General features: G+C 66.3%; 22 protein-coding genes. 11 read left to right on the plus strand and 11 right to left on the minus strand.

Translation table 11 applies throughout. The annotated features are described in order from the left end of the window. Positions 1-25: 25 nt before the first annotated feature. Positions 26-1,297: an ammonium transporter gene (locus E3T34_RS06230; protein WP_134342482.1), complete on the minus strand. Its 1,272-nt coding sequence runs from the start codon at positions 1,295-1,297 to the stop codon at positions 26-28. A gap of 213 nt (positions 1,298-1,510) precedes the next feature. Next, entirely contained in the window at positions 1,511-2,560 is a 1,050-nt protein-coding gene (gene zapE, locus E3T34_RS06235) for a cell division protein ZapE (protein ID WP_134342483.1), read from the minus strand. Between the two features lie 181 nt (positions 2,561-2,741). On the opposite strand from zapE, the gene E3T34_RS06240 reads away from it, so the two are divergent. From E3T34_RS06240 to E3T34_RS06250, 3 genes are read left to right on the plus strand one after another with little or no spacing between them, the layout of a single operon-like run. Continuing rightward, complete coding sequence (locus E3T34_RS06240) at positions 2,742-3,644, plus strand: sulfurtransferase (protein ID WP_134342484.1); 903 nt, start codon at positions 2,742-2,744, stop codon at positions 3,642-3,644. A gap of 60 nt (positions 3,645-3,704) precedes the next feature. Beyond that, positions 3,705-4,142 (plus strand): SufE family protein, encoded by a 438-nt coding sequence (locus tag E3T34_RS06245; protein WP_104099618.1) that lies wholly within the window; start codon positions 3,705-3,707, stop codon positions 4,140-4,142. Beyond that, complete coding sequence (locus E3T34_RS06250; protein WP_134342485.1) at positions 4,139-4,927, plus strand: dihydrofolate reductase family protein; 789 nt, start codon at positions 4,139-4,141, stop codon at positions 4,925-4,927. The genes E3T34_RS06245 and E3T34_RS06250 overlap by 4 nt, the downstream gene beginning before the upstream one ends. Here E3T34_RS06250 and E3T34_RS06255 read toward each other — a convergent pair. Further along, complete coding sequence (locus E3T34_RS06255) at positions 4,848-6,032, minus strand: S9 family peptidase (protein ID WP_166785843.1); 1,185 nt, start codon at positions 6,030-6,032, stop codon at positions 4,848-4,850. The genes E3T34_RS06250 and E3T34_RS06255 overlap by 80 nt on opposite strands. Positions 6,033-6,143: 111 nt before the next feature. Between E3T34_RS06255 and E3T34_RS06260 the strand changes: the two genes are divergently transcribed. The 4 genes from E3T34_RS06260 to E3T34_RS06275 all read left to right on the plus strand — a co-directional run bounded on the left by E3T34_RS06260 (position 6,144) and on the right by E3T34_RS06275 (position 11,372). After that, a complete protein-coding gene (locus E3T34_RS06260) occupies positions 6,144-6,734 on the plus strand; it encodes a DUF3000 domain-containing protein (protein ID WP_104099615.1) in 591 nt (196 codons plus the stop codon). After that, on the plus strand, positions 6,727-7,923 hold the full coding sequence (locus E3T34_RS06265; RefSeq protein WP_134342487.1) for a ribonuclease D: 1,197 nt from the start codon (positions 6,727-6,729) through the stop codon (positions 7,921-7,923). Before E3T34_RS06260 ends, E3T34_RS06265 begins: the two co-directional genes overlap by 8 nt. A gap of 75 nt (positions 7,924-7,998) precedes the next feature. Continuing rightward, positions 7,999-9,204 carry a thiolase family protein gene (locus E3T34_RS06270; protein WP_104099613.1) on the plus strand — a complete coding sequence of 402 codons (1,206 nt, stop codon included), beginning with the start codon at positions 7,999-8,001 and terminating at the stop codon, positions 9,202-9,204. Next, positions 9,201-11,372, plus strand: a complete 2,172-nt coding sequence (locus tag E3T34_RS06275; protein WP_134342488.1) for a 3-hydroxyacyl-CoA dehydrogenase NAD-binding domain-containing protein — start codon at positions 9,201-9,203, stop codon at positions 11,370-11,372. Before E3T34_RS06270 ends, E3T34_RS06275 begins: the two co-directional genes overlap by 4 nt. A gap of 404 nt (positions 11,373-11,776) precedes the next feature. Here E3T34_RS06275 and dxs read toward each other — a convergent pair whose 3' ends face one another. From dxs to dut, 5 genes are all read right to left on the minus strand, one after another. After that, the gene (gene dxs / locus E3T34_RS06280) at positions 11,777-13,729 is read right to left on the minus strand and encodes a 1-deoxy-D-xylulose-5-phosphate synthase (protein WP_134342489.1); all 1,953 of its coding nucleotides are present in this window, start codon (positions 13,727-13,729) and stop codon (positions 11,777-11,779) included. 110 nt (positions 13,730-13,839) lie between these two features. Continuing rightward, on the minus strand, positions 13,840-16,689 hold the full coding sequence (gene acnA, locus E3T34_RS06285) for an aconitate hydratase AcnA (RefSeq protein WP_134342490.1): 2,850 nt from the start codon (positions 16,687-16,689) through the stop codon (positions 13,840-13,842). 217 nt (positions 16,690-16,906) lie between these two features. Beyond that, the gene (locus tag E3T34_RS06290) at positions 16,907-17,704 is read right to left on the minus strand and encodes a DUF3159 domain-containing protein (protein ID WP_104099610.1); all 798 of its coding nucleotides are present in this window, start codon (positions 17,702-17,704) and stop codon (positions 16,907-16,909) included. 11 nt (positions 17,705-17,715) lie between these two features. Continuing rightward, the gene (locus E3T34_RS06295) at positions 17,716-18,345 is read right to left on the minus strand and encodes a DUF3710 domain-containing protein (RefSeq protein WP_104099609.1); all 630 of its coding nucleotides are present in this window, start codon (positions 18,343-18,345) and stop codon (positions 17,716-17,718) included. Further along, entirely contained in the window at positions 18,342-18,818 is a 477-nt protein-coding gene (gene dut / locus E3T34_RS06300) for a dUTP diphosphatase (RefSeq protein WP_104099608.1), read from the minus strand. Before dut ends, E3T34_RS06295 begins: the two co-directional genes overlap by 4 nt. 38 nt (positions 18,819-18,856) lie before the next feature. On the opposite strand from dut, the gene E3T34_RS06305 reads away from it, so the two are divergent. Next, complete coding sequence (locus E3T34_RS06305; RefSeq protein ID WP_104099607.1) at positions 18,857-19,312, plus strand: DUF3093 domain-containing protein; 456 nt, start codon at positions 18,857-18,859, stop codon at positions 19,310-19,312. A gap of 6 nt (positions 19,313-19,318) precedes the next feature. Here the strand turns inward: E3T34_RS06305 and E3T34_RS06310 are convergent, their stop codons facing one another. Next, positions 19,319-19,612, minus strand: a complete 294-nt coding sequence (locus E3T34_RS06310) for a DUF4193 domain-containing protein (RefSeq protein ID WP_104099606.1) — start codon at positions 19,610-19,612, stop codon at positions 19,319-19,321. 196 nt (positions 19,613-19,808) lie between these two features. On the opposite strand from E3T34_RS06310, the gene sepH reads away from it, so the two are divergent. Then, positions 19,809-20,960, plus strand: a complete 1,152-nt coding sequence (sepH, locus tag E3T34_RS06315; protein ID WP_104099605.1) for a septation protein SepH — start codon at positions 19,809-19,811, stop codon at positions 20,958-20,960. 82 nt (positions 20,961-21,042) lie between these two features. Next, the gene (locus tag E3T34_RS06320; RefSeq protein WP_166785109.1) at positions 21,043-22,083 is read left to right on the plus strand and encodes an aromatic acid exporter family protein; all 1,041 of its coding nucleotides are present in this window, start codon (positions 21,043-21,045) and stop codon (positions 22,081-22,083) included. A 247-nt stretch (positions 22,084-22,330) separates the two neighbouring features. Here the strand turns inward: E3T34_RS06320 and E3T34_RS06325 are convergent, their stop codons facing one another. Then, the gene (locus tag E3T34_RS06325) at positions 22,331-22,894 is read right to left on the minus strand and encodes a YceI family protein (RefSeq protein ID WP_104099603.1); all 564 of its coding nucleotides are present in this window, start codon (positions 22,892-22,894) and stop codon (positions 22,331-22,333) included. Between the two features lie 318 nt (positions 22,895-23,212). Between E3T34_RS06325 and E3T34_RS06330 the strand changes: the two genes are divergently transcribed. Continuing rightward, positions 23,213-23,758: a hypothetical protein gene (locus E3T34_RS06330; protein WP_134512235.1), complete on the plus strand. Its 546-nt coding sequence runs from the start codon at positions 23,213-23,215 to the stop codon at positions 23,756-23,758. On the opposite strand, the gene E3T34_RS06335 is transcribed toward E3T34_RS06330, so the two are convergent. After that, a partial coding sequence (locus tag E3T34_RS06335; protein ID WP_166785844.1) for an integrase core domain-containing protein occupies positions 23,755-23,889 on the minus strand: 135 nt, incomplete at its 5' end. The genes E3T34_RS06330 and E3T34_RS06335 overlap by 4 nt on opposite strands.

The following is a 23,889-nucleotide window of genomic DNA, read 5'->3' on the forward strand; positions in this document are numbered from 1 at the left end:
CGCACAGGGCGGTGCTGCTTCATGGTTAGACGGCGTCGAGCGCGTAGCCTTCTTCACCGTGCACGATGGTGTCCACTCCGGCCACCTCGTCTTCGTTGTTGATTCGGAAGCCGATCGTCTTCTGAATGATCACGCCGATGCCGTAGGCCATCACGAAGGAGAAGATCGCGATGCCGAAGGCTGCGACAAACTGCACCCAGAGCTGGTTGAGGCTGCCGGTGTCGAGCAGGCCGATGCCCGACCCGAAGATACCGATGTAGAGCGTTCCGATCATGCCACCGATGAGGTGGATGCCCACCACGTCGAGCGAGTCGTCGAAGCCCCACTTGAACTTCAGGTCGATGGCAACCGCGCACACCGCTCCGACGAGGACTCCGAGGACGATCGCCCAGAACGGGGTGAGGATGTTACAGGCAGGGGTGACGGCGACGAGCCCGGCGACGGCACCCGAGGCGGCACCGATCGAGGTGGGCTTGCCGTCCTTGATCTTCTCGACGATCAGCCAGCCGAGAATACCGGCGGCGGGAGCGACGAGCGTGTTGATCCAGGCGAGGGCGGCGACACCGTCGACGGCGGCTTCGGAGCCGGCATTGAAACCGAACCAGCCGAACCACAGGAGCGAGGCACCGAGGAGGGTGAGCGGAACGTTGTGGGGCTTGGAGATGCCTTTCTTGAAACCCACCCGCTTGCCGAGCACCAAGGCGAGAGCCAGACCGGCTGCACCGGCGTTGATGTGCACGGCGGTGCCGCCGGCGAAGTCGTTGACCCCAAGAGCGGCGGGAGCCCAGCCGTCGGCGAGGTTGAAGACCCAGTAGGCGACCGGGAAATACACCAGGGTCGACCACACGGCGGCGAAGATCAACCAGGCGCCGAACTTGGCACGGTCGGCGATCGCACCAGAGATCAGTGCGACGGTGATGATGGCGAAGGTGGCCTGGAAGCCGGCGAACGCCAGCCCGTTCAGGTCGGGAGAGAGGGATCCGTCTTCCCCGGCGCCGAGCAGCCCACTCAGGCCGAGCAGCCCGGACGGGTTGCCGAGGAAACCGGGGATCAGCGGCGGGCCGAAGACGAGCCCGTAGCCGTAGAGCACCCACAGCACACCGACAACGCCCATCGCGCCGAAGCTCATCATCATCATGCTGATGACGCTCTTCGCCTTCACCATTCCGCCGTAGAAGAAGGCAACACCGGGAGTCATCAGAAGCACGAGGGCGGCCGCGACGAGGAGCCACAGGGAATTGAGATTCAGGGCTATTTCATCAGTTGTGGCGTCCAACAGGACTGACAGTTGAACCATGGATATGGTTACCTCTCGCTAACTAACAGTGATTGCCGTCGACGTGCACAGGGTGAGCGGTTGATCGTGTCTCGGCGGGTACAGAGTCAGTTTGAAGTTGTGAGGTTTCGGTGAGTGCGCGCGGATGTTTCGCCCGCGTTACGCGCCGAGCGACGGTGTTAACATCGCGTTTCCGGCAGGCAGAGCGGTGGTCCGGCCTCGATCAGTCGTGGGTCAGTCGTGCGGTGGAAGCTCACCTGTGGTCAGCGCCACGAGACGGGACTGGGACCGCTGGTACTTCTTCCGGTAACCGCCGGAGAGCATCTCCTCGTCGAAGACCTCGTTCAGGGGCTGCCCGTTGGCGATGATCGGAATCTCCGCGTCGTAGACCCGGTCGATGAAGGCGACCAGCCTGAGGGCATCCGTCTGGTCGGTCAGCAGGTACACATCGGTCAGGGCGATGACGTCGATGCCGTGGATCAACTTGATGTACTTCGACGGATGCACCGTGCTGAGATGTCGGATCAGGTCGCCGAAGTCGTCCCGGGTCACCGTGGAGCCGCGTTCGACCAGGGCGGGCACCAGCTGGTCCACTTCGTCCCGGGGCACGGCGATGGCGTGGCCCTCGATGTCGCGCCTGCGGTAGTCGAGGCCGTCGATACGCACGATCTCGAAGTTCGCGGACATCGCCTGGATCTCGCGAAGGAAGTCGATCGCGGCGAAACGCCCCTCGCCCAGCGAATTCGGCGGCGTGTTCGACGTGGCGGCGACGCGGGTACCCGAGGCCACGAGCTCGCCCAGAAGCCGGGTCATCAGCATGGTGTCGCCCGGGTCGTCGAGTTCGAACTCGTCGATGCAGATCAGGCGGGCGCCGGAGAGCTGCCTGACGGTGGCTGCGTAGCCGAGTGCTCCCACCAGTGCGGTGTACTCGATGAAGGTGCCGAAGTATTTCGGTCCCGGGGCGGCATGCCAGAGCGCGGCCAGCAGGTGGGTCTTGCCGACGCCGAAACCACCGTCCAGGTAGATGCCCGGCAGCTCCGGCTTGGGCTTGCGGGTGCGGGAGAAGAAGCCGCTGGGCCGCTGGGCCAGCCAGGCTCCGGCAAAGGTGCCCAGCCGTTCCACGGCCTCGAGCTGCGAGGGGAAGTTCAGGTCAGGTCGGTACGACGCGAAGGAGGCGTGCTCGAACTGGGGCGGCGGAACCAACTCGGCCACGATCTCCGGCCCGGTGATGCTCGGAGAGCGATCGGCCAAACGTTGCACCTGGCTGAGAGCTTTTGGAGCCATGCTGTAGTACCCGGTTTCTGTGTCGAACTGATAGTCCCGGTCGGAGCACCATCGTTGAAGAACGACCGCGGATGCGATCAGGACCCATACCGCGTAGATTCGAAAACGCGGACCGGTAACCAGCCTAAACCGCGCCCATTTGATTCCAGTGTCCATCGGACGCCACCAGGAGGTTCCCCCCATGTCTGTTGATCTCGATCCGGCACCGAAGTTCATGGCCTACGCCCACCCCGAACGTCTGGTCAGCACCGAGTGGCTGCAGGCGCATCTCGAAACCCCCGGTCTTGTTGTCGTCGAATCGGATGAAGACGTTCTGCTCTACGAAACCGGCCACATTCCGGGAGCCGTGAAAATCGACTGGCATACCGACCTCAATGATCCGGTCGAGCGCGACTTCGTCGACGGTGCCGCCTTCGCCGCAATGCTCGGTGCCAAGGGCATCTCCCGCGACACCACCGTGGTCATCTACGGCGACAAGAACAACTGGTGGGCGGCCTACGCCCTGTGGGTGTTCACCCTATTCGGCCACGAAGACGTCCGCCTGCTCGACGGCGGCCGTGACAAGTGGGTGGCCGAGAAACGAGGCCTCACCCGGGACAAGCCCGTCATCACCCCGACCGTGTACCCGGTCGCCCCGCGCAACGATTCCGCCATCCGCGCATTCCGCGAGGATGTCTTCGCGCACTTCGGGAACCCGCTGATCGACGTGCGCTCCCCCGAGGAGTACACCGGCGAACGCACCCACATGCCGGCCTACCCGGAGGAGGGCGCCCTGCGCGGCGGCCACATCCCGTCGGCGGCGTCGGTGCCGTGGGCGCGCGCCGCTGCCCCGGACGCCACCTTCCGCACCCGAACCGAGCTGGACGCCATCTACCGTGACGAGGCCGGCCTCTCCGACGGCGACAACGTCATCGCCTACTGCCGGATCGGCGAGCGGTCCAGCCACACCTGGTTCGTCCTGACCCACCTTCTCGGCTTCGAAGGCGTGCGCAACTACGACGGGTCCTGGACCGAATGGGGTAACGCCGTGCACGTGCCGATCGTGATGGGCACGGAGCCGGGCGCCGCACCTCAGCCCCGCTGAGCCGGCCGGCCCACTCGGATTCTGGGGCCTCACGGCCCGCGCATGGCAGAATGAGTGTCGATGACCGCTACCGAACTTCCCGCCAAACTGGCCGAGATCCGCGATGACTTCCTCGAACTCGAGGAGTCCGACCGGCTGCTGCTGCTGCTTGAGTTCGCCGACGAGCTGCCGGCGCTCCCGCCGCGCTACGCGGAGCACCCGGACCTGCTCGAGCGAGTCGTTGAATGCCAGTCTCCCGTCTTCATGTTCGTCGAGGTGGACGGCGAGTCCGCGGTGCACCTCTACGCGACCGCTCCCCGGGAGTCGCCGACGACCCGGGGCTTCGCCTCGATCCTGGCCCAGGGTCTGGATGGGCTCAGCGCCCAGGAGGTGCTCGATGTGCCGGATGACTATCCGAACACGATCGGATTGACGAAAGCGGTGTCTCCCCTGCGCATCCGCGGCATGTCAGCCATGCTCGCCCGCACCAAGCGCCGCCTGCGCGAGGGCGCTGCGTGACCCTGACCCGGGTGTTTCCGGAGCCGGACGCGGGCGGCGATACGGTCGACCTGCCGCGGAGCGTCGACGGGCTCGACCCGGTCAGCCGGGATTGGCTGTTGCGGCGCTACGCCCCGGCGCCGGGCGCGTACCTGCGGGTCAACATGATCGCCAGCCTGAACGGCGGCGTGGCCGGGTCCGATGGCACCTCGGATTCCCTCTCGAGCCGCCTCGACCGCCGGATCCTCGGTGTGATCAGGGAACTTGCCGACGTCGTCCTGATCGGCGCCGGCAGTGTCCGTGCGGAGGGGTACGTCGTGCCGGCCCGGGCGGCCCTCGCGGTCGTCACCTCCAGCGGAAACCTGGCCGGTCATCGGCTCGAGCACTTTACGCACCGGGACTCCGCACACCCGGAATCCGCGCATCGGCAGCCGGTGTTCATCCTCTGTCCGCGCTTCGCAGTCGGCCGGGTGGAGGCCGCCACGGTCGGGGCCCGCACGACCGTCGTGCCGCTCGACGATGAGAACGGCGTCCTCACTCCGTCCACGATTCTCGCGGCCCTCTGCGCCCTCGGCCTCCCGCGCATCGTCTGCGAGGGAGGTCCGGTGCTGGCCGGGCGATTCTTCGCGGCCGACCTGGTCGACGAATTCTGCCTGTCCACGAGCCCCCGGGTAGTGCTCGGCGGCCGCGGGTTGCTCGAATCGGCCACGGCCGGATCCACCGGATTCAGGTTGCGGCAACTTCTTCTGGACGACCAGGGAGCGACATACGCTCGGTGGGAGCGATCTCGACCAGCCAGTTCGTGATGGCCTGATTCCAACCCTCGCGGTCGTAGTTCCACAGCTTCGTGTGCCGCGCCACCGCGAACGGCAGAAAGGTCACGATGTCGGGTCGGCGCCCGGCCAGGGCGCGGGAGCCGGTCGCGGGCACGAATCCGTCGTCGTCGCTGTGCATCAGGAGCACCGGTAGGTCGAGCTCGGCGGCGCGCGTGACGAAATCGAGGCGTCCGAAGTCGATCGGTTGGGTCTGACCGGTGACGATCTTGCCCCAACGCCGTCCCAGGACCTCCAGAGCACCGCTGGCGATGACCGCGGGCAGGCCGAGCAGACCGCCGTGGAAGCGCGCGACATCCGCCCAGTCGATCACGGGCGAGTCGAGCACGATGCCGACGATCCGGTCGCGCAGCGTTGATCGCGTCGCGCTCTGCAGCACGATCGCGCCGCCCATGGACCACCCCATCAACACGATCTCGGTCGCACCGCGGTGCACCGCGAACGCGATCGCCGCATCGACATCCTGCCATTCCGCGTCTCCAAGGGAATACCGGCCGTCGCCGCTCCGCGGTGCCTCCCCGTCGTTGCGGTACGACACAAGCAGGGACGTGAAGCCCGCATCCCGGAAGACCGGCGCCGCTCGCAGCGTCTCCTGCCGCTGCACCCCGCGCCCGTGCACCTGGATCACCCAGCGGCCGTCCGGCTCCTCGGCCGGGATCAGCCAGGCCGGGGCATCACCGACGTCGGTGGAAACGAGCACGTCCTCGAAGGCGAAGCCGAGGTCCCAGGGCCCGAGGTACGAGTAGCCGCCGAGCCGGCCGCGCTCGGCTCGGGCCAGATCCCCGTGATCGACGCGCAGGATGCGCCGCGTCACCTTAGTGGGCGTGAGACGGAGGATCTCGCCCAGGTGGGCGTGTCCTGTATCGCCCGAGAACCAGAAGCTGTAATCGCCCTGCAGTACGGAATCCGCCGTGGACTGCAGCGTAATCCTTCCCGCCACGAGGTCGACGGAGTGGATCCGCACGTCGTCGGAGCGCGTGGTCGAGGGCGTCACAATCCGACGTGCCATCACGGCCGCCAAAACACCGCCCGCGATCCCCAGCAACACCGTTGCCCCGGCGACTGCGATCCCGCTCACCGCCAGAAAACGCCTCGGATACCGCCCTGAGCCCGCCCGCTCACGCATGACTACCTCCCCTGTCCGGCGTGCCTGTCCGACTCCGCTCGGAAAAAACTCTAGTCTGCACACGTGCCCGAAACACAAGAAACGCCTTCGCCGGAGTTCGCCGCTGCCCGCGCATCCTTCGCACGTGCCCGCATCCGTACGGAGCTTGTGGTCAATGAGATTTCCGCACCCGGAAACCTCGCTCCGCACTCCATCGCCTTCTCGGCCGACGTGACCCCGGTACGTCACGGGAGCGACTCCGATCTCGGGACCGGACGCTTCATCCTGCTGTATGACCCGGCCGAGCCCGAGGAGTGGGGCGGCGCCTTCCGCGTCGTCTGCTTCGCCCAGGCTCCCCTGGAAACCGACATCGGCCTCGACCCGTTCGTCGCGGGGGTCACCTGGTCGTGGCTCGTCGATGCTCTCGACGCCCACGGGGCACGGTATACAGCGGCCTCGGGGACCGCTACTAAGATTATCTCGTCCGGCTTTGGCGAACTTGCCAAGCAGGGCGATGGCGCGCAGATCGAACTGCGGGCCTCGTGGACGCCGCTGGACCACAATCTCGCCGCCCACGTCGAAGGATGGGGCGAGCTGCTCTGCATGCTCGCAGGTCTTCCACCCACTGGCGAAGGAGTCAGCATGTTGTCCACACGCCGAACCGGTCGTGCTTGATCACCAGGTGATCGATACGCGGGACGCCTACCTCGCGGCGACCGCAGCCCTCAGCGCGGGCACGGGCCCGATCGGCATCGACGCTGAACGAGCCTCCGGCTTCACCTACTCCCAGCGCGCCTACCTGATCCAGATCTATCGGCGCGACGCTGGCACATTCCTGTTTGACCCGCCCGCGATCGGCAACTTCCACGAGCTCAACCAGGCTCTGCGCGATGACGAGTGGATTTTCCACGCCGCGAGCCAGGACCTGGCCTGCCTGCGCGAGGTCGGACTTGACCCCCGACACATCTTCGACACTGAACTGGCCGCCCGCCTGCTCGGAATCCCCCGGGTCGGCCTCGGCACGGTGGTAGAAGAGCTGCTCGGCATCCATCTTGCCAAGGAACACTCCGCCGCCAACTGGTCGACCCGCCCACTGCCGGAGGCCTGGCTGGTCTACGGCGCGCTCGACGTGGAACTGCTTCCCGACCTGCGTGACCGTATGGTCGACATGCTCGCCACCGATTCCAAGACCGACATCGCCGCGCAGGAATTCGCCGCCGTGCTGGCGCGTGAGGCGAAGCCCGTCGGCCCCGAACCCTGGCGCCGCCTTTCCGGCGTGCACTCCATCCGGGGACAGCGTGGCCTGGCCGTGGCCCGGGAATTGTGGCTGGCTCGCGACGCTCTGGCACAGGAGCTGGATGTGTCCCCCGGCCGGCTCGTGCCCGACGCGTCGCTGACGGCGGCAGCACGGGCCATGCCGGCGAACCGGCAGGCCCTGGCTGATCTGAGGGAGTTCAGCGGCCGTGCGAGCCGCAGCGAACTCGACCGCTGGTGGCGTGCCATCCAGAAGGGCCTGGCGTCAACCGACCTGCCGTCGCTTCGGGGCAACGGCGACCTGCTCCCGCCCCCGCGCGCCTGGTCCGACCGCAATCCCGAGGCTGACCTGCGCTACAAGGCCGCTCGCGCAGCCCTCACCGAGGTCTCCGAGGAGCTCGCCATCCCGCTGGAGAACCTCGTCACCCCGGACTATGTCCGCCGGGTGGCGTGGACGCCGCCCGTCAACGTCGATCCCGCATCCGTCGGTGAGGCGCTCGCGCACCTGGGTGCGCGCACCTGGCAAATTGAAGTGACCGCACAACGGATCGCCGATGCCTTTGTGGATGTCCACCAATCGATCGAGCTCTCTTCGGAAGCGGATTCGTAGGATCCGTCCAAGGATTCGACCCTCCACGGGAGCCCCTTTAGGATCGACCGACACCTGATCGATGATGGAGGCAAAGTGGCCGATAGAACAGAAGTCGTGTTTGTGGACGGGGTTCGTACCCCGTTCGGACGCGCCGGTGAAAAGGGCATTTACTGGAACACCCGGGCGGATGATCTCGTGGTCAAGGCCATGATCGGACTGCTGGAACGCAACCCGTCGGTCCCTGGGGAACGCATCGACGAGGTGGCGATTGCCGCCACCACCCAGACCGGCGACCAGGGCCTCACGCTCGGTCGCACGGCGGCACTGCTTTCGGGGTTGCCGAAGTCGGTACCCGGATTCGCCATTGACCGGATGTGCGCCGGCGCCATGACCGCCGTGACCACTCTCGGAGCCGGGATCGGATTTGGCGCCTACGACCTGGCCATCGCCGGCGGCGTCGAGCACATGGGACGCCACCCGATGGGTTCGGGCGTCGACCCGAATCCGCGTTTCCTGTCCGAGCGCCTGGTCAGCGAGGACGCCCTCAATATGGGCGCCACGGCCGAGCGCATCCACGACCGGTTCCCGGCGTACACCAAGGAGCGGTCCGACCGGTTCGCCCTGCGCAGCCAACAGAAGGTCGCCGCGGCCTATGCCGCCGAGAAGATACAGCCCGACCTGGTGTCGGTTGCGATCCGCAGCGATTCCGGCTGGGGTCTGGCGACCCGCGACGAGGCTCCCCGCCCCGAAACCACGATGGAGGGCCTCGCGACTCTCAAGACCCCCTTCCGTCCCCACGGACGGGTCACTGCCGGCAACGCTTCCGGGCTCAACGACGGTGCCAGCGCCTGCCTCCTCGCCAGCGGCAAGGCCGCCAAGGACCTCGGTCTCACCGTCAAAATGAAGATGGTCAGCTTCGCCTTCGCCGGCGTTGAGCCGGAGGTCATGGGACTCGGTCCGGTCCCCTCCACCGAGAAGGCCCTGCGCAAGGCCGGCCTCAGCATCACGGACATCGGCCTGTTCGAACTCAATGAGGCTTTCGCCGTGCAGGTCATCTCGTTCCTCGACCACTTCGGCATCGACGACGAGGACCCGCGGGTGAACGAGTACGGCGGCGCGATCGCCATCGGACATCCGCTCGCTTCCTCCGGCGTGCGCTTGATGAACCAGCTCGCCCGTCAGTTCAGCGAGCACCCGGAGGTGCGCTACGGCCTCACCGCCATGTGCATCGGTCTCGGCCAGGGCGGCACCGTGATTTGGGAGAACCCGAACTTCAACCGGAAGGCAAGCAAGCGATGAGCAACTACTCCGAACTCGATTTCACCCCGCTGGTCGAGCTGTCGGCCGACGAGGTCGTCACCCACTGCTACGTACACGATGTGCCTCTGTCCGGTGGAAGGACCCTGGCGCTGGTCACGCTCGACAACGGCCGGGACCACACCCGCCCGAACACGCTCGGCCCGAACACCCTGCTCGAGTTCGCCATGGCGATGGACCTTCTCCGGGAACGCGCCGCCCTCGGCGACATCCACGGCGTCGCCGTCACCGGCAAACCGTTCATCCTCGCCGCCGGCGCCGACCTGAGCAAGGTCAGCGAGATCCCATCGCTCGCGACGGGCAAGCTGCTGGCCCAGTTGGGCCACTATGCGCTGGGCAAGCAGGCCGAACTGGGTGTGCCCTCCTTCGTGTTCATCAACGGGCTCGCACTGGGGGGCGGGCTGGAGATCGCCCTCAACGCCGACTACCGCACCGTCGACGCGACCGTGCCCGCGATCGCGCTGCCCGAGGTCTCCCTTGGGCTGATCCCGGGCTGGGGCGGCTCCTACCTGCTGCCCAACCTGATCGGCATCGAGAACGCGCTGAAGGTGATCATCGAGAATCCGCTCAAGCACCGCACGCTCAAAGCGGCGGATGCTCTCGAGCTGGGCATCGCCGACGTGCAGTTCGCCTCGGCCAGGTTCCTTGAACAGTCCATCGAGTGGGCCGATGGCGTGATCGCCGGAAAGACAAAGGTCGCCCGGCCCAATACGCCCGGCAAGGTCGAACGGCTCGTGAAATGGGATGTGGCCGTGGGCGTGGCCCGCAAGATGCTGGAAAACCGCATCGGAACCGTCGCCCGGTCGCCGTACATCGCCCTCAACCTGCTCAAAGCAGCCAAGAGCGGATCTCGCCAGGAAGGGTTCGAGCGGGAAGACGACTCCTTGGCCGAACTCATCGCCGGAGACCAGCTGCAGGCCAGTATTTACGCTTTCAACCTGGTGCAGAAGCGAGCCAAGCGGCCGGCCGGTGCGCCGGACAAGGCCCTCGCCCGCCCGATCAACAAGGTAGGCGTCATCGGCGCCGGCCTGATGGCCAGCCAGTTCGCCCTTCTCTTCGTGCGTCGCCTGCGCGTGCCCGTAGTCATCACAGACCTCGACCAGGCCCGCGTCGACAAGGGCGTCGCGTACATCCACGGCGAGATCCTCACCCTGGAGACCAAGAACCGTATCTCCCCTGACGAGGCCAACCGGCTCCGCGCTCTGGTCACGGGAACGACAGACAAGGCACAGTTTGCCGACGCCGACTGGGTGATCGAGGCCGTCTTCGAGGAACTCGGCGTGAAGCAGGATGTCTTCGCCGAAATCGAGAAGCACATCTCTCCCGACGCCATCCTCGCCACCAACACCTCGTCCCTCTCGGTCGAACAGATCGGTGCGAAGCTGGCCCACCCCGAGCGCCTGGTCGGTTTCCACTTCTTCAACCCGGTGGCGATCATGCCGCTGATCGAGGTCGTGAACACCCCGCGGACCAACGACGCCACTCTCTCCACGGCGATGGTCGTGGCAGCCAAACTGCGAAAGAACGCGGTCATCACCCGGGACACCTCCGGGTTCGTCGTGAACCGCCTCCTGGCGAAGCTCCTGGGTGAGGCCATGCACGCCGTCGACACCGGAACCCCGTTCGAGGTCGTCGATGGGTCACTGGCTCCGTTCGGGATGCCGATGACCCCGTTCGAGCTGCTCGAGCTGGTCGGCCTCAAGGTCGGCGCACACGTTCTGGACACCCACCATGCCGCATTCCCGGACCGGTTTTTCGAGAGCGCGAACCTGCATAAGCTGGCCGAGCACGGAACCATTCTGGAGCGCGACGCCAAGGGCAGGATCAAGGGCTTCGACAAGGGCGCCGTCAAGATCGTCGCAGGCGGGCAGACCCCGATGACAGCCGAGCAGATCCTACGCCGGATCGAGGACGGCCTCGCCGATGAAATCAAGCGGATGCTGGACGACGGCGTCGTGCACGCCGCGGAGGACATCGACCTGTGCATGATCCTCGGGGCCAACTGGCCGTTCCAGATGGGCGGGATCACGCCCTACCTCGACCGCGTCGGTGCGAGCGAACGGGCCTTCCAGGGCACGTTCCACACCCCACCGATCCGCGGCGTCGCTGCCGCGGCCCTGCCTGCTACCCGCACGAGCGTAGGCGACTGACCGCAGGCGACTGACTGCATCCACTCCGCCGACCCGTAACCTCGGCTCCTTTCTCTTCACGGAAGGGGAGCCGAGGTCGTGGCTCGGCGCGGTGGTCGGCGGTATTTTTGTGCGGCCGGCGGGGCCGGAAGGGTGAGGCCTGCCAAGTGTGGGCGTTGGGGGTCGCACGGGCCGGGGTTTCCGAACCGGCCGTTTCCCTTGCCGATGTAGACGATCAGGGGACCTCGATGTGGGCAGAACGTGCATTCCACGCCCTATCCGAGTCCGGGCCCGGCCCGGCCAGCAACTCTGCCCTGAACGAATTCGACGCCGGGCACGGCACCCCGCCTGTGATGAACAGCGATCACGCGGTGGTCTCAGCCCCAGCCTTCCGGAAACGACACAACCATTCGATCGGGAATCACCTAGTCGTGCTGAAGGTTTGCCGGGATGCTGGCGGTGTCGGCGCGGTCCGCCGGCAGGGGCCGCGCATGCGGGATCTTGCTGCCGAGCACCATTGCGACGACATCGCGGGCGATGCGCTGCGGGGTCAGCCCAACACGGTCGAGGATCTCGGCGCGGGTGCCGTGGTCGAGGAATTCGTCGGGCAGCCCCAGTTCGGTGACCGCCGTGTCCACGCCGGCTTCACGCAGATCTTGACGGATACGGGTGCCGACGCCGCCGACCCGGACGCCGTCCTCGATGGTCACGACGATGCGGTACTCCGCGGCCAGGGCCACGATGCTCCGCGGTACCGGGACGACCCAGCGCGGGTCGACGACGGTGGCTCCGATGCCCTGGGCTGCAAGCCGGTCCGCCACATCGAGACCGATCGTGGCCATCGGCCCGACGGTGACGATCAGCACGTCTTTCTGGGCTGATTCCAAGAGCACGTCTACGCCGTCGCCCAGGCGGCGCACGGCGTCGATTGGGGCGCTCACGCTGCCCTTGGGGAAGCGCAGCACAGTGGGCGCGTCGTCGACGGCCACGGCCTCTTCGAGCTCCTCTGCCAGGCGCACCGAGTCCCGAGGTGCCGCGAGGCGGATCCCGGGGACGACCTGGAGGATCGCCAGGTCCCAGATGCCGTGATGGCTGGGACCGTCGGGCCCGGTCACCCCGGCCCGGTCGAGCACGAATGTGACGCCGGCCTTGTGCAGGGCGACATCCATCAGGACTTGGTCGAACGCTCGGTTGATGAAGGTGGCGTAGAGCGCGACGACCGGGTGCAGGCCGCCGAAGGCGAGGCCGGCGGCACTGGTGACGGCGTGCTGCTCGGCGATGCCCACGTCGTGCACCCGGGCGGGGAATCTCTCGGCCATCTTGTGCAGGCCGGTGGGACGGAGCATGGCCGCGGTGATGCCCACGATCTTCGGATCGAGTGTGGCAAGGCGCAGCAGCTCGTCGGCGAACACCGACGTCCAGGAGGGTGCGCCGGCGGATTCGGTGGACTCCCCTGTTTCCGGGTCGATCTGGCCGACCGCATGGAACTGGTCGGCGGTGTCCTGAACGGCCGGGTCGTATCCCTTACCCTTCTGGGTGATCGCGTGCACGATCACCGGCGCGCCGTAGCCCTTGGCCTGATGGAGCGCCTCGACCATCGCCGCCATGTCGTGGCCGTCGATCGGACCGATGTACTTGATGTCGAGGTTGGAGTAGAGCGCCTCGTTGTTGGAGAACCGGGCGAGGAAGCCGTGCATGCCGCCGCGCACGCCGCGGAAGAACGCCCGGGCGGGCGCGCCCATCCGTTCGAAGGCCTGACGGCTGGTCAGATAGGCACTGTGGTACGCCTGTCGGGTGCGCACGGTGTTCAGGAAGCGGGCCATGCCACCGATGGTGGGCGCGTAGGAGCGGCCGTTGTCATTCACGATGATGATCAGGCGACGGGTGTTGTCGTCGCTGATGTTGTTGAGGGCTTCCCAGGTCATGCCCCCGGTCAGGGAGCCGTCGCCGACGACCGCGATCACATGGCGGTCGCTCTGCCCGGTCATCTCGAAGGCTCGGGAGATGCCGTCAGCCCAGGACAACGAGCTGGAGGCGTGGGAACTCTCCACGATGTCGTGCTCGGACTCGCGCCGCTGCGGGTAGCCGGCCAGGCCGCCGGCCTGGCGGAGGAGGCTGAAGTCCTGGCGCCCGGTGAGCAGCTTGTGCACGTAGGCCTGATGTCCGGTATCGAAGACAATGGCGTCACGCGGGGATTCGAAGACCCGGTGCAAAGCGATGGTCAGCTCGACCACGCCGAGGTTGGGACCAAGGTGCCCGCCGGTCTTGGAGACTTCCCGAACGAGGAACGCCCGCACCTCAGCCGCGAGCTGGACGAGCTGTTCCATCGAGAGGCGATCCAGATCTCTCGGCCCGAAGATCGTGTCCAGTAGCGCCATCGATAACACCTTTCACGTTGCGCTATCCGCCACCAGAAAACCGGCGCATAGATTCGGTCAAGCCGAGTCTACGCGCCGGTTTCGGTAGCTGGCCTAAAGGCTCCTGCGTGCTAGGCGACCAGCGAACGCAGGACGTACTGCAGGATGCCGCCGTTGCGGTAGTAATCGGCCTCACCCGGGGTGTCGATGCGGACGACCGCGTCGAACTCGACTGTGGCCTTGCCGGCGGCAGACTGCGCACTCGGCGCCGCCGTGACGCGCACCGTCTTCGGGGTGACCACGCTGTTCAGCTCGACGAGACCCTCGATTGTGACGACCTCCGTGCCGTCCAGTCCAAGTGACGCCCAGCTCTGGCCGGCCGGGAACTGCAGAGGCACGACGCCCATCCCGATCAGGTTCGAACGGTGGATGCGCTCGAAGCTCTCCGTGATGACGGCCTTCACCCCGAGGAGGCTGGTGCCCTTCGCGGCCCAGTCGCGGGACGAACCCGAACCGTATTCCTTGCCACCGAAGATGACCAGCGGCGTGCCGGCGGCCTGGTAGTTCTGCGAAGCGTCATAGATGAACGCCTGCGGAGCCCCGTCAACGGTGAAGTCGCGGGTGTAGCCACCCTCGACTCCGTCCAGCAGCTGGTTGCGGAGACGGATGTTCGCGAATGTGCCGCGGATCATGATCTCGTGGTTGCCGCGGCGCGAGCCGTAGGAGTTGAAGTCGCCCCGTTCGACGCCGTGCTCCAGCAGGTAGGCGCCGGCCGGGCTATCGGCCTTGATCGAACCAGCAGGGCTGATGTGGTCGGTCGTGACCGAGTCGCCCAGTTTGGCCAGCACACGGGCACCGACAATGTCGACCACCGGGGTGGTCTCCATGGTCATGCCGTCGAAGTATGGGGGCTTCCGCACATACGTGGACTCAGGGTCCCACTCGAAGACCTCGCTGTCCGGTGTCGGCAGGCCGCGCCAGCGCTCGTCGCCCTCGAAGACATGGCCGTACTGCTTCGTGAACATGCCGGTGTCGATCGAGCCGTCGATCGTGGACTGCACCTCGGCGGAGTCGGGCCAGATGTCCTTGAGGAACACCTCGTTGCCGTCGCTGCCGATGCCGAGCGCATCCGTCTCGAAGTCGAAGTTCATCGAGCCTGCGAGGGCGTAAGCGATGACCAGCGGCGGGCTGGCCAAGTAGTTCATCTTGACGTCGGGGCTGATCCGACCCTCGAAGTTGCGGTTGCCTGAGAGCACCGCGGTGACGGCCAGGTCGTTGTCGTTGATCGCGGTCGTGACCTCGTCGATGAGCGGGCCGGTGTTGCCGATGCAGACCGTGCAGCCGTAGCCGACGGTGTAGAAGCCGAGGGCCTCGAGGTCGCCGGTGAGGCCGGCCTTCTCGTAGTAGTCGGTGACGACCTTCGAGCCCGGAGCCAGGGTGGTCTTGACCCACGGCTTGCTCGTGAGGCCCTTCCTGACGGCGTTTCGGGCGAGCAGGCCCGCGGCGAGCATGACACTCGGATTGGACGTGTTCGTGCACGAGGTGATGGCCGCGACAGCGACCGCTCCGTGGTCGAGCGTGTAGTTCGCGCCGTCCTGCGTGGTGATCGCGACGGGCCTGGACACGCTGATCGGAGCGTGGCTCACGTGGTTGTGTGAGGCCTTGTGGTCAAGGTTCTCGTCCTCGGCGGTGAAGCCGATCGGGTCTGAAGCAGGGAAAGAGGCCTCGACGGCCGCGTCCACAACAGTCCAGTCCTGCGTCGCGTAGCTCTGCAGGTCAAGTTCGAACTGCGACTTCGCCTCGGTGAGGATGACGCGGTCTTGCGGGCGCTTCGGGCCGGCAATCGACGGCACGACGGTGCCCAGGTCGAGCTCGAGGTACTCGCTGAAGACGGGCTCCTTGTCGGCATCGTGCCACAGGCCCTGCAGCTTCGAGTAGGCCTCGACGAGTGCAACCTGCTCGTCGCTGCGACCCGTCAGGCGCAGGTAGTCGAGGGTGACGTCGTCGATCGGGAACATCGCGGCCGTGGATCCGAACTCCGGGCTCATGTTGCCGATCGTGGCCCGGTTGGCCAGCGGAACCTGCGAGACACCCGCGCCGTAGAACTCGACGAACTTACCGACCACGCCGTGCTTGCGCAGAATCTGGGTGATGGTGAGCACGACATCCGTCGCGGTGACGCCGGTCGGGATGGAGCCGTTGAGCTTGAAGCCGACCACCTTGGGAATGAGCATCGAGATGGACTGGCCGAGCATGGCTGCCTCGGCTTCGATGCCGCCCACACCCCAGGCGAGCACGCCGAGGCCGTTGACCATGGTCGTGTGCGAGTCGGTTCCCACGCAGGTGTCGGGGTAGGCCTGAAGCACGTCGTTGCCCTCCGCGTCCGGCACGGTGCGGGTCATCGTGACGCGGGCCAGATACTCCAGGTTGACCTGGTGCACAATGCCGGTTCCGGGCGGCACGACCTTGAAATCGTTGAACGCGGTCTGGCCCCAGCGCAGGAACTGGTACCGCTCACCATTGCGCTCGTACTCGATCTCCACGTTGCGCTCGAGGGCATCCGCGGTTCCGAACAGGTCGGCGATGACGGAGTGGTCGATGACCAGCTCGGCCGGAGCCAGCGGGTTGATCTTCTTCGGGTCGCCGCCGAGTTCGGCGACGGCCTCGCGCATGGTGGCGAGGTCGACGATGCACGGCACGCCGGTGAAGTCCTGCATAACGACGCGGCCAGGGGTGAACTGGATCTCGGTGTCGGGTTCCGCCGTTGGGACCCACTCACCCAGGGCGCGAATGTGGGCCTCGGTGATGTTGGCGCCGTCCTCGGTGCGAAGGAGGTTCTCCAGCAGCACTTTCAGGCTGAACGGAAGCCTCTCGTAGCCCGTTACCGCGTCGAGACGAAAGACCTCGTAGTCCGTCGACCCGACCCGCAGGGTGTCCTTGGCTCCAAAACTGTTTACGACCGCATTATTAAGCGCCGACACGATGCCCTCTCCTTCGTGGAAACCGACGGCGAAACCGTCCGCAATCCTCAATCCTGACGACCAGACGCCTGCCCCTGCCAGCAAGGGTAACCTAACCGGCGGATGCCACGTGCGGACGATGTCCAACGCCGAACTATCTTGACGTAGAGATAACTCTAGCGGTGCCACCGCGTTTCCCGCGCCTATTTCCGGCGGGTGTCGCGGAATCGCGGTGAATTTATTCGGGCCGGCGACCCGCTGCGTCGTCGGTCTCCCGGTCGTCGGCGCGGTAGACCGCCCGGACCACCAGCCACGAGATCACCAGGAGTGGCGCGTAGAGCGGAATCCCCATCAGGAGCTTGACGGCGCCGAGCCACTCCACGTTTCCGGAGTAGTAGAGGGGAAGCTGAACAGCCAGGCGCAGGGCGAACAAGCCCGCCCAGCAGAGCGTGAGAATGGTCAGCACCCGACGCCTGGACCGGTTCGACCGCCAGGCGATTCCCTCGCCCATCAGGAATCCGACAGCCAGCCCGATCAGCGGCCAGCCGACGACCGCCGAGATGAAGAGGGCTCCGCCGTACAGTCCATTGGTCCAGAATCCGGGCAAAAAGAAGTCTTCGGCGCGGCCAGTGAACAGAGCGAGCACGGCGCTGACGATCAGTGCCACCAGGCCGCCGACGGCAGGCGTCACCGTTTGGCGGCTAATCCGGCGCAGAACGATGAAAACGACGCCGATCAGCACCGGCACAACAAGGGACAGCACCAGCGACTGCTCGGGAAAAAACTGCCGGGTGAAGGTGTAGGTGATCAGGAAGACGAGTCCGGGCAGCAGGGCCTCGACCAGTCCACGGATGCCGCCCATCGCGGCCAGCAGGGCGCGCCCGCTGATCGGATCACCCTCGGCCGCCGGCGTGAAGCCGGCCCGCCGGGCCGCCGCCGCCATGCCGTCGGCGAACGCGGCCGGCACGGGCGAGTCAGGCGCGTTCTCTGATGCGTCGGGCTCGCGGGCCTCATCGGGGAGTGGTGCGTCCGTCATTCCGGCGTTCTTCAGGACTGGCCCGGCTCGGCCGCAGTGGCGGGAGTGGCCGGCATCCGCAGCGGAATGAGGTCACGCGGCGGCATCGGGGCGGATCCGCGCACCACGACGATGCTGCGGAACAGGTTTTCGATCTCGGTCGCGGCGTCGGTGTTGATGGCACCCTCGCCGGCAATCACGCCGCGCAGGAACCAGCGCGGGCCGTCGACTCCGATGAAGCGGGCCAGCCTGCTCGTTCCGTCGGATCCCTGACCCGCGGCCACGGGGATCTCGGCCACCAATTCGGGGCCGAACGGGCCTTCGCGCAGAGTCGTCGTTCCGCCCTGCTTGCCGATCTGATCGGCGATCTGGGCGCGGATTTCGTTCCACAGGCCACTTGAGCGGGGCGCGGCGAACGGCTGTACCTGGAGGGTGGAGCCGGCGTAGTCGAGCCCGATCGCCACGACCCGCTTGCTGCCCTCTTCGATCTCCAACCGTAGGTGAAGCCCCTCACGCGGGAGGATCTTGACCCCGCCGAGGTCCACGTAGGGCCGCACCGGGTTGGCTTCGGCTTCGTCGAGGGGACCCTCGGTCGCACGATCGCCCGGCGCCGACTTGGCCGTCTCGTCCGGGTTCTCCTCCGGGTTCGCGGTGTCGCTCACTGGTTGTCTCCTGACGTTGAGGTGCCCGTGCTGATGTTCCGGCTCAGGCCGGTGGACCCGAATCCGCCAACCCCGCGCTGGCTGCCGGGCAGCCGATCCACGGGAATAAACGTGGCCCGACTGACGGGCATGATGATGATCTGGGCGATGCGGTCGCCGATCGCGATCGCATGGGGCGTGGTCTGGTCGGTGTTAAGCAGCGTCACCTTGATCTCGCCACGATACCCGGCGTCGACGGTGCCCGGCGCGTTCACGATCGTGATGCCGTGCTTGGACGCGAGACCGCTGCGGGGCACGACGAATGCCGCGAAACCGTCGGGCAGGGCGATCGCCACGCCCGTGCCGACCAGTGCTCGTTCGCCGGGGGCCAAGACTAGAGCCTGGGAGGAATGAAGGTCCGCTCCCGCGTCACCCGGGTGCGCGTAGCTCGGGAGGATGGACGCGGTAATCAGGACTTCGACGCTTTCTGCCACGTGTCGAGGCTAGTGCAGAAGTCTGATCGAATAGACCCATGCCTGAATATCGCGAAAAACTCTGGGCCTCTCCCGCACCTTATGTGGCGACTGCGCTCATCATTCCTGCCAGCATCCTCGTGTTCGCACCGATTTCGATGCTGGCCGGGGTGCTGCTGGCCGCCGGTCTGTACGCCGCTTGCGTTCTGGCGCTGCTCTTGTCGGCACCGGTGGTGCAGGTGCGGGGCGGTGAGCTCACCGCCGGGCGCGCGAGCATATCGATCGATCTGGTCGGCGAGGTTTTGCCCTTCGACGGAGATGAGGCCGCCCTGGAACGTGGCCAACGGCTCGACGCCCGGGCCTGGCTGCTCATCCGCGGGTGGATTCGGCCCGTCGTGCGAATCCCGATCGTGGATGCGACGGATCCGGCGCCGTATTGGCTGGTGTCGACGCGGCGCCCACAGAAATTGGCCGCCGCGATCAATGGATCGCGACGGCCAGCATCACATGATTGAGCGCGTTTAGGAGTCGCACTCCAGGCATACCAGGCCGAGCTTGGTCTCGTGCGACATCTGCGAACGGTGCTTCACCAGGAAGCACTCCACGCAGGTGAACTCGTCCGCCTGCGGAGGCAGAACGACGACATCGAGGTCGAGGTCGGACAGATCAGCGCCGGGAAGGTCGAAACCACCGGGGTTGTCCGAGTCGTCGACATCTACGACACCGGACATCTTGTCGGGTACGCGCTCCTTGAGGGCCTCAATCGACTCTGAGTCGTCTTCGGTCTTCCGTGGTGCGTCGTAATCGGTTGCCATACCCATCCATTCAGTTACGCCGAGAAAGGATTTCGGCGGCCATAGTTTCCAACAATCCGGGCGGAATAGCAAACTACACGCCGCGTCATTTGCTCGGCACAGTCATCAACTTGCGGCACGCCCGGCGTATTCCCCGAAGATTCACTCTTTACATGGCAGTCTTAGGCGCACTAGTGATGGCGAAAGGGCTTTCAACATGCAGGAATTGAAAGTTATTGGAGTCGAGAGCGGTGCGTTGCTCGCAGCGTCTGAAGAGGGAGACCGATTCAGGATCCCCATCGACGAAGTTCTCCAGTCCCGGCTTCGCCAGGCCCAGGTGGAACCAGCGTCGGGGCCGAAGCTGAGTCCCCGGGAAGTGCAGGCGCACATCCGTGCCGGCATGTCCGCCGAGGACGTCGCCGCGGTCACGGGTGCGTCCCTCGATTTTGTGCGCCGCTTCGAGGGCCCGGTCGTCGCCGAACGCGACTACATGGTCTCCTGCGCGCTGAGCGTGCCGGTGCACACCGCCATCGACCTCGACCCGATCGAGGGCGGCGCCACCTTCGGCACCGTCATCCGTGAGCGTCTGGCCTCGCTCGGCGCCACGAACGAGCGCTGGGCCAGCTGGAAGGAACCCGGCGCCGGCTGGATCGTCAAACTGGCCTTCACCGCCGATGACATCGACCACGACGCCCGGTGGGGCTTCGAACCCAAGAAGAACTCGCTCTCTCCGGTCGGCAGTGAAGCCATCGCCTTGTCGCAGCAGGGTGAACTGAAGGGTGCCCTGATCCCGCGGCTGCGGGCCGTCGGCGCCGAGACCAGCCTCGCCGATGTGTCCCGCTTCGACAGCGGCGCCTTCACCTTCAAGGAATCACTGTCCGAGGAGACGTTGCACGATACGGCGCCGATTCTGGACCCGGTGCCGTATTCCCGGTCGGCCGGCACGACGGATGCCGTGTCCCGTGCAGCCATCAAGCGCGCCGACGAACCGCCGCAGAGCCTGAGCGAGACGGCCGACCTGCTGGCGTCACTGCGCCGCCGCCGCGGGGAGCGCGAAGCCGCCGCTTTCGAAAGCAACCAGGTCGAGAGCCACTCCAGCCACAGCAACCCCGCCAGCACCAGCCCGGCCCCGGGCATCCGTCTGGTGAACCAGCCGGTCGAGGCCGCCGCGGAACCCCACGCCGCTCCCTCGGCTCTCGCCGCCCCGCCGACCGAGGCCCCCCGCAACGCCTGGTCTGCCCAGGCCGCCGGGGGTCAATCACCGGCCGCGACTCCGCGAGCGTCGGGTCATGGCAAGCGCGGGCGGGCCTCGATGCCCAGCTGGGACGAAATCGTGTTCGGTGCCCGCACCGACGACGACCTGCCCTAGCACGCAGGGTTTCAATGGCGCCGGCACCGGTCCGACGAGCCTGTGCATACGACTCGCCCACGCATTCGACTACCCTAGGCAAGTGAGAATCAACACCCGGCTGCGATCCACAAGCCGGATTCCTCTGCTCCAGGCAGTGAAGACATCCGTGGCCGTCGCCCTCGGCTGGATCCTGTCGCAACTGCTACTGGACACGGAGCAGCTGCCCGTCTTCGCCGCGATCGCCGCCCTGCTGGTGGTGCAGCCGAACATCAACCAGACCCTCGGTCGCGCGGTCGAACGCAGCCTGGGTGTTATCGGCGGGGTCATCATCGCCTATGGCGTCGGTGTCGCATTCGGCCAGTCCAGCTGGGTCGTTCTCCTGGCCATCGTGTTCTGCATCATGCTGGCGTGGGCGCTTCGGCTGGCCCCCAGCTCGGCGAGCCAAATTCCGATCAGCGCCATGCTCCTACTCACAATCGGCACGGCGACGGCTGAGTACGCGCGGGACCGCATCGTCGAAACCATCATCGGGGCGGCGGCCGCACTCCTCGTCAACGCCCTGATCGTGCCGCCAGTGCTTCTTCGTCCGGCGCACGCGGCTGTGATCCGACTTGCGTACGAGATCGCGGACACCCTCGACCGGATCGTCGACGCCCTGCGGTTTCCGCAGAAGGCCAGCCAGATCGAAGAGATGATGATTAAGGTGCGTCTGCTGCGCCCCATGCTCGCCAAGGCGGATCAGGCGCTCAAGCAGGCCGAGGAGAGCCTCACGCTCAACCCGCGGCACGCGGTGAACCGGCGTCTCCTCGACATCGACGAGGAGCTCTTCGCCCGGCTGACCTCGCTCGTCGCACGCGCGATCGGCATGACCCGGTCCCTGCGCGACCACTACGACCATTCCCTGCACCTCGAGCCCACGGTGCTCGCGATCACTGTCGAGCTGAGCCGTGCCGCCCATGACCTGAGGCTCCTCGCCGAACAGGTGGACCACCCCGGCGTCCAGCAGGTCAGCCTGCCGCAGGAACCACCCACCCTGACCGCCCCCCTGATCATTGCGACGCCTCATCCGCAGCACTGGATCCTGATCGGATCCCTGATGGAGGACCTACGACGGGTGCGTGAGGAGATCAAGGGCGAATAGCCGATGATGTCCGAGGTGCACAATATGCCCGTCGGATCGAAAGGGAGCGCCCGCGTATCTGGCCCCGAACGCCTGCGCTCGGCCCGAGCAGCGTGGTCTCTCATTCACGACCAATACCCCGGGGTGTAGAGGATCGGAGCGGCCGCGTCGGTACCCTGACCAAAGGTCGACACGAGAGGGACCTCACTCTCGTGGGGTCCCTCTCGTGTTTGTTGTCCACCCTGCGCAGACCTCTGCGCGGGGACGACTACGCCTGGTTGAGCGCGGCCTGAAGTTCGATGGTGATGATGACCTTTTCGCCGAGCAGCATTCCGCCGGTCTCAAGGGCCGCGTTATAGGTGAGGCCGAAGTCGGCGCGGGTGACCTCGGTCTTCGCCGTGGCGCCGGCCTTGTAGTTGCCGTACGGGTCGGTGCCGAAGCCGCCGAACTCGAAGTCGAAGGTTACGGGCTTGGTGACGCCCTTGATGGTGAGGTTGCCGTCGACGAGGAAGTCGTCCTCGACCTGACGCACGCCGGTAGAGACGAAGCTGATGGTCGGATAGGTCTCGGCGTCGAAGAAATCGCCGGTGCGCAGGTGGCCGTCGCGGTCCGCCTGGTTGGTGTCGATCGTCACGACCTGGGCCGTGGCCGTGACGGAGGAGTCGAGCGGGTTCTCGCCGGTAACGAAGGTCGCGTCGAACTTCTCGAACGTGCCCTTGACCTTGCTGATCATGAGGTGGCGGATGCTGAAACCGACCTCACTGTGGGTCGGGTCGATGGTCCAGGTTCCGGCCTTGTAGCCGGGTATGCTCGCTGCGGTGGTCTGAGTCATGGGTTCTCCTCAATTCGCGGAACGGTGGATTCTCGTCCTCACATTCATGCAAGCGCATAGGAAAGTGAAATATTCCGAATCGGGGAGAGTTCTTTTCGACAGTGGTCCGGCCACTCCTGCCGGAATCCCTTGACTGCCTCCGGGGCCGAGGGTACCGTCGGTCGCTCAGGGGCTGGTGCATGGGTGGAACGGAGGGCTGAAATGCGCTCACGGTTTTTGCTCCCCCTGGGTCTGCTGATCGCCCTGCTCGCCGGATGCGCGTCCCCGGCCCCTTCGTCGCCCTCCTCTGCTTCGGCAACGGCAACCGAGAGCGTGGTAATGCGCCCCATCACCGAGGGCGGTCTGCCTGCCGCGGGCTTCACCGTCACCGAGGAGACGACCGTCACGCTCGACTGTGGCAGCGCGTCGTTCGATGATCGGCCGTCCGCAGTCGCCGTCGACGACAACATCCACGCCTGCACACCGTCGAGCGCGTTCGCCGTAGCGTGCTGGCAGGATGCGGCGCCCGGCTTTGTGGCCTGCTACCGCGACCCGTGGACCACGGCGGTGGTGCGCCTGCCGAGCACCGGGAGCCTGCCGGCGGCCACCGCGCCCGAGCAGGCGCGACCGCTCGGGCTGTTGCTCAGCGACGGGGACCGCTGCCTGATTCGCAGCGGTGGCGTTTGGAACGACCTGACCGAGCACCCCGCCTGGTACGGCACCTACTCGTGCACGGAAGATGGGGCGGTCTGGGCGGAGAGCGCAGACGGCATCGATCGGTCAGGCCCCCGATGGACGGTACGCGTCGCGCCCATTTCGGGGGGAGATCCGCTCACCACCCGCGAAGTCGTCACGGCGTACTTCGTCGGCACGGCAGAGGGCTAGCTGTTGTTCCCACTGACGTTGTGAGCACGGTTGATGGGTGATTTGCCGCCGATGCCGGTATGGGGTCTGTGGTGATTGTAGCTATGGATCCAGTCTTGGTAGGTGGCTGCTCGGGCGGCGTCTGAGTTGTA

This window comes from Cryobacterium sp. TMT1-62 (assembly GCF_004403145.1).
GTDB lineage: Bacteria > Actinomycetota > Actinomycetes > Actinomycetales > Microbacteriaceae > Cryobacterium > Cryobacterium sandaracinum.